Annotated in this window: 14 protein-coding genes; 7 read left to right on the forward strand and 7 right to left on the reverse strand. The window is 61.6% G+C overall.

The annotated features are described in order from the left end of the window. The first annotated feature begins 162 nt into the window (after positions 1 to 162). The 3 genes from PQR40_RS08050 (at position 163) to PQR40_RS08060 (ending at position 2,274) form a co-directional block, all read left to right on the forward strand. Positions 163 to 828, forward strand: a complete 666-nt coding sequence (locus PQR40_RS08050; protein ID WP_408233349.1) for a nitroreductase family protein — start codon at positions 163 to 165, stop codon at positions 826 to 828. A 127-nt stretch (positions 829 to 955) separates the two neighbouring features. Next, positions 956 to 1,435 carry a hypothetical protein gene (locus PQR40_RS08055; protein ID WP_408233352.1) on the forward strand — a complete coding sequence of 160 codons (480 nt, stop codon included), beginning with the start codon at positions 956 to 958 and terminating at the stop codon, positions 1,433 to 1,435. A gap of 11 nt (positions 1,436 to 1,446) precedes the next feature. Continuing rightward, on the forward strand, positions 1,447 to 2,274 hold the full coding sequence (locus PQR40_RS08060; RefSeq protein ID WP_408233355.1) for a 4'-phosphopantetheinyl transferase family protein: 828 nt from the start codon (positions 1,447 to 1,449) through the stop codon (positions 2,272 to 2,274). A 90-nt stretch (positions 2,275 to 2,364) separates the two neighbouring features. Here the strand turns inward: PQR40_RS08060 and PQR40_RS08065 are convergent, their stop codons facing one another. The 4 genes from PQR40_RS08065 to PQR40_RS08080 all read right to left on the reverse strand — a co-directional run bounded on the left by PQR40_RS08065 (position 2,365) and on the right by PQR40_RS08080 (position 6,341). Beyond that, positions 2,365 to 3,063, reverse strand: a complete 699-nt coding sequence (locus PQR40_RS08065) for a 4'-phosphopantetheinyl transferase family protein (RefSeq protein ID WP_408339398.1) — start codon at positions 3,061 to 3,063, stop codon at positions 2,365 to 2,367. A gap of 214 nt (positions 3,064 to 3,277) precedes the next feature. Next, positions 3,278 to 3,514 carry a DUF2783 domain-containing protein gene (locus PQR40_RS08070; RefSeq protein WP_408233361.1) on the reverse strand — a complete coding sequence of 79 codons (237 nt, stop codon included), beginning with the start codon at positions 3,512 to 3,514 and terminating at the stop codon, positions 3,278 to 3,280. Positions 3,515 to 3,609: 95 nt separating this feature from the next. After that, positions 3,610 to 5,319, reverse strand: a complete 1,710-nt coding sequence (locus tag PQR40_RS08075; protein WP_408391461.1) for an FAD-dependent oxidoreductase — start codon at positions 5,317 to 5,319, stop codon at positions 3,610 to 3,612. Between the two features lie 62 nt (positions 5,320 to 5,381). Beyond that, the gene (locus PQR40_RS08080; protein WP_408339404.1) at positions 5,382 to 6,341 is read right to left on the reverse strand and encodes an MBL fold metallo-hydrolase; all 960 of its coding nucleotides are present in this window, start codon (positions 6,339 to 6,341) and stop codon (positions 5,382 to 5,384) included. A 276-nt stretch (positions 6,342 to 6,617) separates the two neighbouring features. Here PQR40_RS08080 and PQR40_RS08085 point away from each other — a divergent pair, with 276 nt between their 5' ends. The 3 genes from PQR40_RS08085 to PQR40_RS08095 all read left to right on the forward strand — a co-directional run bounded on the left by PQR40_RS08085 (position 6,618) and on the right by PQR40_RS08095 (position 9,419). Continuing rightward, positions 6,618 to 7,475 carry an IclR family transcriptional regulator gene (locus tag PQR40_RS08085; protein ID WP_408508739.1) on the forward strand — a complete coding sequence of 286 codons (858 nt, stop codon included), beginning with the start codon at positions 6,618 to 6,620 and terminating at the stop codon, positions 7,473 to 7,475. After that, a complete protein-coding gene (locus PQR40_RS08090) occupies positions 7,472 to 8,302 on the forward strand; it encodes an IclR family transcriptional regulator (RefSeq protein WP_408508740.1) in 831 nt (276 codons plus the stop codon). Before PQR40_RS08085 ends, PQR40_RS08090 begins: the two co-directional genes overlap by 4 nt. An 82-nt stretch (positions 8,303 to 8,384) precedes the next feature. Further along, positions 8,385 to 9,419 carry a MerR family transcriptional regulator gene (locus PQR40_RS08095; RefSeq protein ID WP_408508741.1) on the forward strand — a complete coding sequence of 345 codons (1,035 nt, stop codon included), beginning with the start codon at positions 8,385 to 8,387 and terminating at the stop codon, positions 9,417 to 9,419. Between the two features lie 49 nt (positions 9,420 to 9,468). Here PQR40_RS08095 and PQR40_RS08100 read toward each other — a convergent pair whose 3' ends face one another. From PQR40_RS08100 to PQR40_RS08110, 3 genes are all read right to left on the reverse strand, one after another. Beyond that, positions 9,469 to 10,332, reverse strand: coding sequence for a MurR/RpiR family transcriptional regulator (locus tag PQR40_RS08100; RefSeq protein WP_408233379.1), 864 nt, complete (start codon positions 10,330 to 10,332; stop codon positions 9,469 to 9,471). 96 nt (positions 10,333 to 10,428) lie between these two features. Further along, the gene (locus PQR40_RS08105) at positions 10,429 to 11,511 is read right to left on the reverse strand and encodes an ABC transporter ATP-binding protein (protein WP_408391451.1); all 1,083 of its coding nucleotides are present in this window, start codon (positions 11,509 to 11,511) and stop codon (positions 10,429 to 10,431) included. A gap of 96 nt (positions 11,512 to 11,607) precedes the next feature. Beyond that, positions 11,608 to 12,381: an SDR family oxidoreductase gene (locus tag PQR40_RS08110; protein ID WP_408485547.1), complete on the reverse strand. Its 774-nt coding sequence runs from the start codon at positions 12,379 to 12,381 to the stop codon at positions 11,608 to 11,610. 336 nt (positions 12,382 to 12,717) lie between these two features. On the opposite strand from PQR40_RS08110, the gene PQR40_RS08115 reads away from it, so the two are divergent. Further along, complete coding sequence (locus PQR40_RS08115; RefSeq protein WP_408233387.1) at positions 12,718 to 13,950, forward strand: ABC transporter substrate-binding protein; 1,233 nt, start codon at positions 12,718 to 12,720, stop codon at positions 13,948 to 13,950. Positions 13,951 to 14,040: the final 90 nt, after the last annotated feature.

Genomic DNA, 14,040 nt, shown 5'->3' on the forward strand with positions numbered 1-14,040 from the left:
CAGACGCCCGAGGCTGGGCTACAACGCCCTCTGTCCGCTCGCAGCCCCTGCCAACCCGCGCTGCAACGCTCTGTCCAATTCATTTTCTAAATGCGAATGATTTGCATTTACCGACAAATTGCCTCATCATGAAGTCCATACCATCAGCCGAACACCGAAATCATGATCACGCTAGACATCAGCCGCCTTGAAACCGAAAGCGAACATATAGCCGCCGCGGCGCCGCACGCCGCCCCTCGATCCAAGGCGCCGGCCGCGTTTGAAGTATTGCTGTCGCGCCAGTCCCAATGGCCGCTCACCGAACCGGGTCCGGCCGACGCCGAGCTCGATCTGATCATCGACGCTGCCTTGCGCGCGCCCGATCACGGCGATCTGCGGCCGTGGCGCTTCGTCACGATCCGCGGCGACGCACGCGGCCACCTCGGCGACGTGCTGGTCGACATCGCTTGCGCCCGTTCGCCCGGCGAGCCGCGCTCCGCGCATGCGCATCGGCGGCAGAAGGCTTACGCCGCGCCACTCGTGATCGCGCTCGGGGCAGCGCTCTCGCCTCATTCAAAAGTACCGGAGATCGAGCAGTTGCTGTCGGTCGGCGCGGCCACGATGAACATGCTGAACGCGATCCACGCGCTGGGCTATGGCGGTTTCTGGTCCACGGGAGCGGACAGCTATGAAGCGCAACTGCACGACGCATTGGGCTTCGGGCCAAACGAGCAATTGCTTGGCTTTCTCTTTGTCGGGACGCCGAAAAACCCCGGGCAAGAAACGGCGCGACCGCCACGTAGCGAACATGTGCGCGAATGGCTGCCGCCGCAGCCGGCCAAAACTTGAAGCAGGCACCGACGCGAACGCCGCGTCACCCCCTACCCGTCGCACGCGACATGCGCTGGCCTGCGACGCGGCCCTCATCCGATCAGGCCGGCGCGACTCATTGGACTGTGTCCATTCAGGAGCATCGATGAACTTCCGCTCTCAATACAGCAGCCGTCCCGAACTGGTCGACGATCACGTCACGGATACCCACGACGCGCCCGACCGCACAGTGCTCAGCGCCGTGCGCACCTGGCTGCGGCCGGCTTGTGAAACGGCGCGCGGCGGCGTGCACTGGCGCGACATCCTGAGCGGCGTGGGCTTGCGGCAGGACGGCATCGAACATTTCGATCTGCTGATGCGTTCGCTGATGCACGTGTCTTATCGTCCGCTCGACATGCGATGCCGCTGCGCCAGCGATCTCGGCAAAGACGAAGCCGTGATCCTGCAAACCATTGCACTGCTGCAAAAAACGCACAGCGGCGCCGCGTTGCGGATGCTGAACGAATGGCTGCCGGCGCCGGCTGTCAGCGGTGTGTTGAAGTTGATCCGCTGGTTCGCCATCGATCTGCTCGACGCCGGTGTCGAACTCGACGTGCAAGCACGGCGCGTCACCTATATGCATTGAGGACCGACCGTATGCCGTTGGAACTCGCTTATCTAGCGCCGTCGCGTGTGCGTGACAGTGTCGACTCGCAGGCGGCGAATAACGCAAACGCCTCGCAAGCCGATCAAGCTGCTCGAATTGCGCCCGCTATCGTCAGCGCGGTCACGCCGAAATTTGTCTCGCGCCCATTGACGCGCCACTATCCGCGCAGCGCCGCCGCGCCACGCGCGGGTGAGTTGCATCTGTGGCGGTTCCGTTGCGAATGGCTACCGGTGCCGGTGCAGGAAGGCGAGACGTGGCTGTCGAAAGTCGAGCGCGAACGCGCACGGCTGCATCCGAACTCGGCGTTACGCAAACGCTTTATCAGCGCGCGCGTGGTGACGCGCTGGATCGTTGCGAATCTGTTCGACTGCGAGCCGCGTACCGTCGATTTGCAGGACGACGGTAACGAAAAACTGCACGCGCGTCATCCGCACGACGGTCGGGGTATCACGATCGATATCGCGTACGGCGGTATCTGGATCGTAATCGGCATTGCGCCGGCAACGCTCGGTCTCAGCGTCGTCGTGCCTCCCCCGATCGCCACTCCGGGTGACACACCGGAAGACTCACGCCAACGCGCGCGCTACGGCAGCTTGTGCAATGCGTTGCGCTATGCGCCGGTCGATATCGATCTGGATATGTTGTCGTGCGATGCCGCAGCCTGCGCGTTCGATCTCGCGGAGCATGGTTGCTGGCATGTGCTCGATCTGCCGATGTCGGGCAAGATTCGTGCGGCGGTTGCACTCGCGCAGCCGGTTACGCACGTGTATGCGTTTGGGTGGCCGAAGGCTTGTGTGTTTGGTGAATCAGGCGCGTAGGGTGGTGTGCCGCAGGCTGCGTGTGCTGCGTGTGCTGCGTGTGCTGCGTGTGCTGCGTGTGCATGATTGCGCGAAAGGAAGGTACGTGTTCTAACGCGCGAACGTTTTCGTCGACCATGCCACGCATGCGGAATAGCCAGCCGGCGCCGCGATCCATTGCGCAGCAACATCATTCATGTCTTCTGGAATCTGGTTGCGCAGCGTCACCTCGGCGCCGTCTCGCGGCAGCACCGTCAGATGCTGCAAGCCACGCGTGATGCCCACACCCGTCGTCTTGACTAGCGCTTCTTTGGCGACCCATGCGTCGTAGAACGCGGCGAGTTGCTGATCAACCTCAAGGCGCTCAATCCACGCTGCTTCGCTTGCATCGAGCGTCAATGCCGCAATCGAATGCCAATCGAACTTGTCGCTCTGATGTTCGATATCGACCCCGACGCGCCGCTTAGGCGACATGGCGATGAGCCCATGTGTGCCCGCATGCGATACGTTGAAATCGAGCGCGCTGGAATCGGTGAGGTGAGGCCGGTGGTTTGCGTCGCTCGTGAATCGGACGGCGTGTGCCGCAATGCCGAGATGCCGCGCGAGTTGTTCACGTAGTGCCACGCGCACGGTCACGAAACGAAGCGCGTCTTCGTGGCGGCGAAAGTTGCCGGCTCTCGTGCGCTCTTCATCGCTGAGTGACGCGAAGGCAGCGTTGTCCCGCGACGTATCGAAAGCGAAATCGACTCGCCACAAGGAAACGTCGGACGGGCCCGCATGCGGTAATGGAACGGGTTCGATCGAATACATCGTGAAGGTTCGGACGTTAGACGCGCGGTCGCAAAAGGATAGACACGACTCTACCCGATCCGGCGTTCGAGTCTGTTCGATCTTTAGATGCGTGTCGCTTTCTTCGGCACGCCGAACGGCACCGTAGCACGTAGAACTGCGTGAGCTTCGACACCGGCATCATGGCGATATGCGATGCTCCACAGCAGCATGCTCCGTGCGTCGTGACCCGTGTTCAGGCGGCCAGCGGATGCGCCCGTGCGCCCTGCCCCGCAGCATCGGTCACGCCTTCGCGTGCGTGCCGCATCGCTTCGAGCAGCGTCGCGTAATCGCCGATATGGTTGGCCAGCAACAGGATCAGTTGCGCATTGGCCGACTGACTCTGCGCGTCGTCCAGATCGCGATGCATGTCGATCAGCGCCTCGTAGAAATCGTCGGGGCGGGCGAGGTTGGGTTGCGTGTTCAATGCCATGACTGTCTCCTGCTTTTTCTTTTGCCGATGTGCTGCGTTTGCCGCCTAGGCTGTGTTCGCTGTGTTTTCTGCGTGCACCGGATAGGCCAAAAACTTCAGGCCGTACCTTCAACGCACAACGCTCGCTTCAAGGCACTGTCCACAAAGCTCACGTCGAGTTGCCGCCTACGCGCGCAGACATGCTGGTCCGGGCGAATCAGATAGAACGTACCGGGTTTGGCGTCGTAACGAGCGGCCGCAAGACCGTCGACGTCGTGCACCACATTCGCACCCGAAGCCACTGCGACCTGCGCATCGCCACTCGTCACCACAACGAGTTTCAGCGGAATCGGACCGCTGCGTAACGTATCCAGCGCAGCTTGCATCGCCTGATCGATTCCCTGCGAGCCGCAGAACAACACGCCCGTGAATTGCTGACCAAGCTGCTGTAAAAGCCATGCCGCTTGCCCGGCTGCATGAACCGGCGCATCGACGCACGATGCGCCCGGCACCATCAGACCTTCGAAACTGTCGCTGTCCGATGTATTCAGCGGGGAATCATGCAACACCGCCGGCACCGACAAGCGGCCGCTATTCGTCAACTGCCGCGCGAACGGATGCTGGCGTGAGAGCTTCAGCACGGCGTCGCGGAACACGCGGCTAATCGGGCTCTTCGGCGTGATGAAATCGGTCGAACGGGTGGAGTTGCGGATGTTTTCGTCAGCAGCGAATTCGCGCTCGCTTGCATACGTGTCGAGCAAGGCGTCGGAGGCTTTGCCTTCGAGCACCATTGCCAGTTTCCATGCGAGGTTTTCCGCGTCCTGCACGCCACTATTCGCGCCGCGCGCACCGAACGGCGACACGCCGTGCGCGGAATCGCCCGCGAACAACACGTTGCCGTGCCGGAAACGATCCATGCGTAAACACGAAAACGTATAGACGCTGACCCATTCCAGCTCAAACTTCGCGTCCGGTCCGAGCAACGCACGCACGCGCGGAATCACCCGCTCCGGCGTTTTTTCGAGCACCGGGTCCGCGTCCCAGCCCAACTGGAAATCGATCCGCCACACGTTATCCGGCTGACGATGCAACAGCACCGACTGATTCGGATGAAACGGCGGATCGAACCAGAACCAGCGCTCGGTCGGAAACTCCGCTTCCATCTTCACGTCGGCGATCAGGAAGCGGTCTTTGAACGTGACGCCGTGGCTGTCGAGTCCCATCAGATTGCGCATCGGACTGCGCGAGCCGTCGGCGGCCACCACATAGCGACCACACAGCGCGTACTGACCGTCAGGCGTATCGACGGTCAGCGTCACGCCAGCTTGAGCAGTGCCAGGCGTGCCGCTCTGCTGAACACCGACCACCTTGCTCTTCCAGCGGATCTCGAGATTCGACATTTCCTGCGCACGTTCGAGCAGAAAGCCTTCGACGTAGTACTGCTGCAGGTTGATGAACGCGGGCCGGTTGTGGCCCGCTTCCGGCTGCAGATTGAACGTGTACACCAGTTCATCTTTCAGGAACACCTTGCCGACATTCCAGCTAATGCCCTTGTCTACCATGCGTTGCCCGCAGCCGAGCCGGTCGAAAATATCGAGCGAGCGCTTCGAGAAGCAAATCGCCCGCGAACCGGTGGACAACGAACAATCGTCGTCCACCAGGACGACCGGCACGCCCTGCTGCGCGATATCGATCGCGGTAGCGAGGCCCACGGGCCCCGCGCCGACCACGATCACGGGATAGGCCGCCTGATCCGCACCGCTTTGCCTGCTTTGTTCGCGGCAAGGCTGATAGTCGAACGACAGCGTCTGGTAGTTGATGCTCATCTTGTGTCTCCGTCCTTCTCTGCTCTGCTTGACGCTTTCCAGCGTTCCTATGCTGTTATCAATCAGGCTTGCAAAGCGGCCCACATGTCCTTATCGCGCTGCGCGGTCCAGATGCGCGGATGCGTAATGCCGCTCGCTTCGTCGAAGGCACGTGAAACGTCGAACGGCAGGCAGTGCTCATAGATGAACACGTGGCCGAACTTCGGGTCCATGGCCTTGCGCGTGTGCGCCATGGCGGCCTTCAGGTCGAGCTTCTGTTCGACAGCTTCTCGGCCTTGTTGCAGCAGCGTGGTGACGAAGTCTTTCGTGTAATCGAGGCCCTTGTTGACGTCTTCCGGCGTAGTCAATGCAGGACCGCGGCCCGGCACCAGCTTCTCGGCCTTCAACGCGCGCAGCGCTTCAAGCGTGGCCGGCCATTGTTCAAGCTGTGCATCGCCGCAGTAACAGGCTGCGTCGTATTCGACCAGGTCGCCGGAGAACAACACCTTCTGCGACGGCAGCCACACCACCGTATCGCCCTTCGTATGACCGGCGCCCAGGTGCGCGATACGCACTTCGAGCTTGCCGAGGAACAACGTCATTTCTTTTTCGAACACGAGCGTGGGCCACGTCAGGCCCGGCACCGTTTCGACACCGGCGAAGAGACGCGGAAAGCGTTCGATTTCGGACTTCATGTCCGCTTCGCCACGCTCGACGATCATCTCGTACGTGCCGCGGCTCGCGATCACCTGTTGCGCGCCTTCTTCGAAATATGCCGACGCGCCGAGCACGCGCACCGCGTGGTAATGCGACAGCACGACGTATTTAATCGGCTTGTCGGTCACGCTGCGAATCTTCGCGATGAGGTCTTGCGCCATGGCCGGCGTGGCGGTGGTGTCGACGATCAGCACGCCGTCGTCGCCAATGATCACGCCCGAGTTCGGATCGCCTTCAGCGGTGTATGCGTAGGCGTTCTCGGACAACTTGGTCCACGTGACTTTCTTGACTTCCAGGTCGGCCTGGGATGCGAATGCCTTTGCCATGCTTGTCTCCCTCAAAAGTTGAATGTGAGGCGAGACGCCGGCTGCGCGTTCAGATGCGCTGGCTGACTGTATTGGAGGTTGTCTCGCCCCGTTTTGACTCTGTGACTGCACCGGTATGTCGGGGTGAATGCATCTTATGGCCGGGTCAGTTTATTTGTCAATAGCGAAATGTATCGCTATACACAAATTTCTGAGCGTCTAAGATGAGGACAGAGAGGTGCGGGCTTTCGCCCGGGCTTCGGCTAACATGGACCCTTTTTACGGACGAGCGCAGGTGTGAGCAAAGCAGCGAAACCGGCCACCGGCAAAGGCGCGGGCGGCAGCGAGACAGTGGATGGCAGCAAGACACAGCGCGGGATTCAGAGCGTTGAAGTGGGCGGCCGCGTGTTGCTGGCGCTGGCGCAGGCGCGCAGCCCGCTCGCCTTGTCCGATCTCGCCAGCGCCGCGCAGATCGCGCCGGGGCAAGCGCATGCTTATCTGGTGAGCCTGAGCCGCTTAGGTCTGATCAAACGGGACGAACTGTCAGGCCGTTATGAACCCGGGCCGCTGTCGTTGCGGCTTGGGTTGATGCACCTGGAGAACCAGCCGGCGTTTCGCGCCGCCGTGCCGCGGGTGGCGGCGTTGGCCGAGGCGATCGGATTCAGCGTCGCGATCTGCATTGCCGGGCCGCAAGGACCGACCATCGTCCGCTATGAGCATGCCGGCTTTCCGCTGCATGTGAATCTGCATGTGGGGACGGTGATGTCGCTGCCGGCTACGTCGACGGGTCGCGTGTTTTGCGCTTTTCTGCCACGCGACGCGGTGGAGGGAATGTGGGCGAATCAGTCGGGCGCGGCGAGTAGCGCGATGACACCGCCCGACGAAAGCGCCGCGTTCGAAGCAGCTTTAGATGCAATCCGCGTGCACAGGTTGGAATGCAGCGTGGATGCGCCGAGCCCAGGCATCAGCAGTTTAAGCGCGCCGGTGCTCAACGCCGACGGCCACTTGTGTCTCGCGCTGACCGTGATCGGCTCGACTGGCGCGATCGACGTCGCCGCCGATGGCCCGACGGCGCGCGCGCTGCTTGCTGCGGCTCATGACATCAGCGCCGAACTTGCGGCAACGCCTTCCCTGTTAGCGTCTTCTGCATCGTGACCGACTCTCTCGACACCTCTTACTCCGCCTCCGGCGCTTCCGCTGCTTCCGCCGATGCGAAGCCGCAGCGCGGCATCCAGTCGCTCGATAGCACCGGCGAGTTGCTTGGCGCGCTGGTTGCGGCCGCGCGGCCATTAAGCTTGCGCGACCTTGCAGCGGCTGCGGGCATGCCGCCGGCCAAAGCGTTTCCGCATCTGGTGAGTCTGCTCAAAATTGGACTGCTCAATCGGGACGCTTCGGGTTGTTTCGAGGCCGGGCCTTTGGCGCTTGAGCTTGGGTTGATCGGCTTGCAGCGTTTATCGCCGACGCGTGAGGCAGAGCCGGAAGTGGTCGAACTGGCAGCATCGACGGGGATGAGTGTCGCGATGGCGGTGCTCGGGCCGCTCGGGCCAACCGTCGTGCGTCTGGAGGAATCGGCGCGGCCGCTGCATGTGAGCTTGCGGGTCGGCACGGTGATGTCGCTGGTGAATACGGCGATCGGGCGGGTGTTTGCCGCATATGTCGCGGACGATGTGCGTCATGGTCTGCTGGTGCAGGATCATTTGCGGCTAGCAGGGGCTCCGGCGGGGGAGACAAAAGCCTACGCACAACGGCTCACGCAAATCCGTGCGGACGGCATCGATACTGCATTAAGCCGGCCCGTGCCGGGCATCGACACCTTGGCCGCGCCGGTGCTGGACCATACCGGCAGCATCTGCCTCGTGCTCGCGCTGATGGGTCCGAGCGGGAGCTTCGATAGCGAGCTCACGGGCGGCCCTGCGCAAACTTTGCGCGCGGCAACCCTGAGGTTGTCGCGGCGGTTTGGGTGGATGGCGGCGACGCCTTGAAGTCGCGCTGTAACTATTCGATTGACTCGGCCCCAAGGGCCAACTCCATGATGTGCGTGGTCAGCAAACGAAGAGGTGACTCATGCGTTGTTCCACCCCATTTTTGAGTGCTTCCGAAGCGGCGAGACGGCTCGGCGTCTCCGCCAAAGCCCTGCGACTCTACGAGCAGCGAGGCCTGGTGACGCCGGCACGCACGGTCTCCGGCTATCGCACCTATGGTCCCGACGAGATGAATCGTGCAGCGGAGATTGTTGCCCTGCGCGCGCTTGGCCTCAGCCTCGCCCAGGTGGCACAGGTGCTGAAAGGCGACCCTCAGAGTCTGGAGCCCGCCTTGGCTGCCCACGAGGCGACGCTTGAAGCAGGCATTCGCCAGCTCGTGGATACGATAGCCAAGGTCAAGGGGCTCCGGGCTGATCTTGCTCGAGGTCAGGCGCCTGCAGACGGAGAATTGGCACGCCTGGTCAACCCTTCCGCCGGACTCAGCACGGCCTTCGATCTTCCCTGGCCTTGGGGCGGCGAACGATTCGAACTTCGTGAAATCCGACCGCTGAACTACATCATCGGTCCTTTGGGAAGCGGCAAGACACGGCTGGCAAAATGCCTGGCCGAGAATCTACCGAATGCCGCATTTCTAGGCCTCGAACGGGCGCACGAGGGACGTGCCGAGACTCTCGCCCGCCTGGAAACGGATGCGGCGCTCAGATCACGCGTTGATCAGACTCTGGCGTGGCTCATCGATGAAGGCGCAGCAGAATCGGAAGCCCTCACCGCCCTGCTCGTTGGCCTGGAATCCGAAGGGTCGGCCGTCGTCGTGGACATGGTGGAGCAAGACCTGGATCAGGCCACGCAGGAAGCGTTGATCATCCATCTTCGCCAACGCGCCAGGCTTGGTGCTCGCCCCTTGTTTCTGATGACGCGCTCTTCAGCAATTCTGGATCTGGCTGCAACCGGCCCCGATGAATCCATTATTTTGTGCCCGGCCAATCACAGCCCGCCCACTCTAGTCGCCCCCTATCCAGGTACGCCGGGATACGAGGCCGTTGCGACCTGCTTAGCCTCGCCGGAAGTTCGAGCACGGACGGCGGGCATGATCGCCTGGCGTCCTCAAGCAGCGTGACTGTTCACACGTTCGTCGCTGGGTTCCTGAAGCGGACCATCAGGCGTGGTCAATCCCCCGCCGCCTCCGGCTCATGCGACGACAACCGTGCCTTCGCATTCCGCATTTTTTCAAGTGTATTGGGCCGTGCCTTCAACGCGACGCCGATAGCCAGCGCGTCCATGATGCACAAATGCACGAGCCGCGACACGCCTGGCGTATTCGGATCGATCGGACTCGGCACGCGCAACAGCAGCGGAATATCGACCAGCCACGCCAGGCGCGAGCCGACATTCGTCAGCGCAATCGTAGTTGCGCCACGCTCCTTGGCGATCTGAATGCTTTCGTTCACTTCGACGCTGCGGCCCGAATGCGAAATCGCAAACGCCACATCACCTGGCTCCATGAGGCCCGCGTAAAGCCGTTGCAAATGACCATCGGTAAACGCAGTAGCCGCTATATCCAGCCGCAAAAACCTTAAAGCCGCATCTTGCGCAACAAGTCCTGACCCCGACCCAACGCCAAAGAAGAAAACCCGCCCCGCGCTCGACAACGCCGCAATCGCACTCTCAAACACCGCCGGGTCCAACGCACCACACGCATGCGTAATCCCATCAACAGCGGCTTCACCGACCTTGTCCATCAACGTCTGAACGTCGTCATCACGCGAAACCGCCGTCGATGCATACGGCACCCCACCCGCCACGCTCTGCGCCAATTGCATCTTGAAGTCGCGCAGACCGTGTGCACCGATCGCGCGACAGAAGCGCGTGACCGAAGGCTCGGACACGTCCGCGCGCTGCGCGAGTTCCGTGATGCTCGCGCGCATCGCAAAGTCGACGTCGCTCAGCACCATCTCGGCAACTTTGCGCTCGGCGGGCCGCAAATTGGCCAGCGCGCCGCGGATGTGGGGGATCAAGTTCGGTGCGGACACCCGGTGTTCCTTAAGGGTTAGATGAATCCGCGTCGCGTCGCAGCTTCAGTTGGCTTGAATCAGCCTGGATCAGCCTCAAGCGCGGCAACACGCGGTTCAGACCAGTCTGCGTCCACTCTCCGTATCGAACAGATGAATATGCTCAGCCGGCAGACGCAGCGTTACGCGCTGACCGGGCTCGACTTTCGAGCGCTGGCGAGTCGTCACGCACCACGTGCTGCCGCCTATTTTCCCGTACAAATGAGTCTCGGCGCCAGTCGGCTCGACCACTTCGACTTCTATGGTGGCGTCCGGCTTGTCAGCCATTGTTTCAATGTGCTCGGGACGTACGCCGAGCGTGACCTTGGCGCCGACAACGGCGGAAGCGGGTGTACCCTCCAGCACGATCTCGCCACCGTCAGTGAGTTTCAACGCGAAGCCCTGTCCATCCGCGCGATTCGTCAACACGCCTTCAGCAAAATTCATCGACGGCGAACCGAGGAAGCTCGCGACGAACAGATTCGCGGGACGGTCGTACAGGTCGAGCGGACGGCCCACCTGCTCGATCCGCCCCGCGTTCATCACCACGATGCGATCCGCCATGGTCATCGCCTCGATCTGATCGTGCGTGACGTAGATCACCGTATTCTTCAGACGCTGATGCAATGCCTTGATTTCGGTGCGCATCTGCACGCGCAATTTGGCGTCGAGATTGGACAGCGGTTCGTCGAACAGAAACAGCGACGGCTCACGCACCACCGCGCGGCCCATTGCCACCCGCTGACGTTGACCACCCGACAGCGCACGCGGCAAGCGATCCAGATAACCGCCGAGGTTCAGCATCTTCGCGGCGGCTTCGATCCGCGGCTTGAAACTCGCGGACGATTCCTTGCGAATTCGCGGCCCAAACGCAATGTTCTCGTAGACCGACAGATGCGGATAGAGCGCGTAGCTCTGGAACACCATCGAGATATTGCGCTGCTGCGGCGCGAGCGTGTTCGCGCGCGTGCCGCCGATCATCAGATCGCCGCCGCTGATTTCTTCGAGCCCCGCCACCATGCGCATCAGTGTGCTCTTGCCGCAACCCGATGGGCCGACCAGCACGACGAACTCGCCGTCGTCGATGTCGAGATCGATGCCGTGCACCACTTGCGTGTCGCCATAGCGTTTGAAGATGCCGCTCAGTTGCACTGCTGCCATGCTGTCCTCATCGTCGTGCTGTCATGCGAACGTGCTGCCTTGTTTCATCGAGCAAAGAACACGTCGCGCTATCCGGTCAAAGCAGTTCAAAACGATTCAAAGCGATTCGAGTGTCAGTTCTTCCGCCATCAAACGGTTGCCGGCCATCAGCCCACCGTCCACCGGTAACGCGACGCCGGTTATCACGCGCGCCATCGGCGATGCGAGGAACAGCACCGCGTCGGCAATGTCGTCGGGCGTCGCGAAGTCACGCAACGGGTACCACTTCTTCAGATCCTCGAAGACCTGCGGATTCTTGTCGACGCGCGCCTGCCACGCCTGCGTCTTCACCGTACCTGGACAGACAATGTTCGCGCGAATGCCGTAACGGCCCAGTTCGATCGCCAGCGCTTTGGTGTAGCTGATGAGGCCGGCCTTCGCCGCGCTATACGCCGGATGCCCGAGCGCGGCCATGCCGTTCACCGAGCCGATCAGCACCAGCGCGCCCTTCTGCCGCTCGATCATCGACGCGCGCACCGCTTCCACCGTGTGATACGTGCCGTTCAGATTCAAATGGATGTCGCGTTGCCAACTGGCGGCGTCGGTCGTGGCGAGCGTCAGACCTTTGGCGGCACCCGCGTTGGCGACCAGCACGTCCACCGGACCGCGCATCTTCACCGCTTCGGCCACTGCATGCTGCACTGCGGCAGCAGCGCCGAGGTCGACCGCGATTGGCGTGACGTGTGTCTCGCCTAACTGCACCGTCAATCCGCTCAGCGCAACCGCGTCGATATCGAGCGCCAGCACGGTATCGCCCTGCTCCACGAAACGCTTGCACAACACGCTGCCGATGCCACCGCAAGCGCCCGTTACCAACACCACACGATTCATGTCCGCCCTCGCTCCTCAACCCCGTTCAGCGCCGTTCCAGCGTGTAAATTTCCTACAAACCTGACGCTGCGTAGTTGTCTAGTCATCCCGAAGATTGGGTATCCGTGACTTCGCGTTACGCAGAATACCCCTGCTTTACAGCATCTTATGCACAAAACTTGCCGAGAAGAAATATGGCAGACCCTACGTGACAAGCTATTTTGCGTCATGTAGGATTTTTTCAAACAATTTAACCCAAAGCGGCCGGCGACGGCAGCAGACCACCCCCCACCATCGTTGGATGGGACCGGAGAAAGTGCTAAAGCGCGAACTCCGATCGACACAGGAGAGAGAGAAATGTCGTTGCATGCCCGTGCTTCCCTCGCGCTAGGCAAAGTTGCCGTGGCGCTCGCGTTTGCAGGTATCGCCGTCGCGGCTCACGCCGACACGGTCCGCGTAACGGTCGCGCATTACAGCGATGCGACCGCGCCGTACTTCGAAAAAATGGCCCGTAACTTCGAGAAGGCCAATCCCGGCACGACCATCAAGATCGAAGACGTGAGCTGGGACACGCTGCAACAGAAACTGCAGACGGACATTACCGGTAACGCCAACGCCGACCTCGCGATCGTCGGCACGCGCTGGCTGCTCGACTTCGTGAAGGACGACGTGGCCGAGCCGCTCGACGGCTACATGGACGCGAGCTTCAAGAACCGCTTCATCGGCCCGTTCCTCGCCCCGGGTGAAATCAACGGCAAGGTGTACGGCCTGCCGATCGCGGCTTCGGCACGCGCGCTCTACTACAACAAGGATCTGCTCGCGAAGGTCGGCTACCCCGACGGTCCGAAGACGTGGAATGACGTGATTGATGCGTCGAAGAAACTGAAGGCGCAGGGCATTGCCGGCTTCGGTCTGCAAGGCAAGGAAATCGAAACCGACGTCTACTATTACTACGCGCTGTGGACCAACGGCGGCGACGTGGTCGGCAAGGACGGCAAGGCGGCATTCAATTCGCCGGCCGGCATCAAGGCGGCCACGCTGTACAAGACGATGATCGACCAGGGTCTGACGCAACCTGGCGTGACTGGCTATAGCCGTGAAGACGTGCAGAACCTCTTCAAGCAAGGCCGCGTTGCGATGGTGATTTCGGCGCCTTTCCTGTCCAAGCAGATCAAGAAGGAAGCGCCGAATCTGAAGTACGGCATCGATCCGATCCCGATGGGCACGACGCACGCTACCTATGCCGTGACCGACTCGATCGTGATGTTCAAGAACTCGAAGGTGAAGAAGTCGGCATGGAAGTTCCTCGACTATCTGTTCACGAAGGAACCGCGCGTCGAGTTCACGAAGACTGAAGGTTTCCTGCCGACCACCAAGGCTGAGGCGACCGATCCGGCATTCAACGATCCGGATACCAAAGCTTTCGTCGCGCTGCTGCCGACGGCTCACTTCGCGCCGACCGTGACCGGTTGGGAAGACACCGCGAAGGCCGTGACCGATGCAATGCAATCGGTCTACCTGGGCAAGGCGAAGCCTGCTGATGCGTTAAATGCCGCGGCGGATCAAGCGAACAAGTCGCTCGGTAAGTGATTGCGTAGTCTCGTAGCACGATGCTGAACACGGAACGCGGGGCCGCCCGGGGGTGGGGGGGGGCGGGGGGGGGGGGAAATGGAATTAGGG

The organism is Paraburkholderia sediminicola, assembly GCF_046026855.1.
Lineage (GTDB): Bacteria > Pseudomonadota > Gammaproteobacteria > Burkholderiales > Burkholderiaceae > Paraburkholderia > Paraburkholderia sediminicola_A.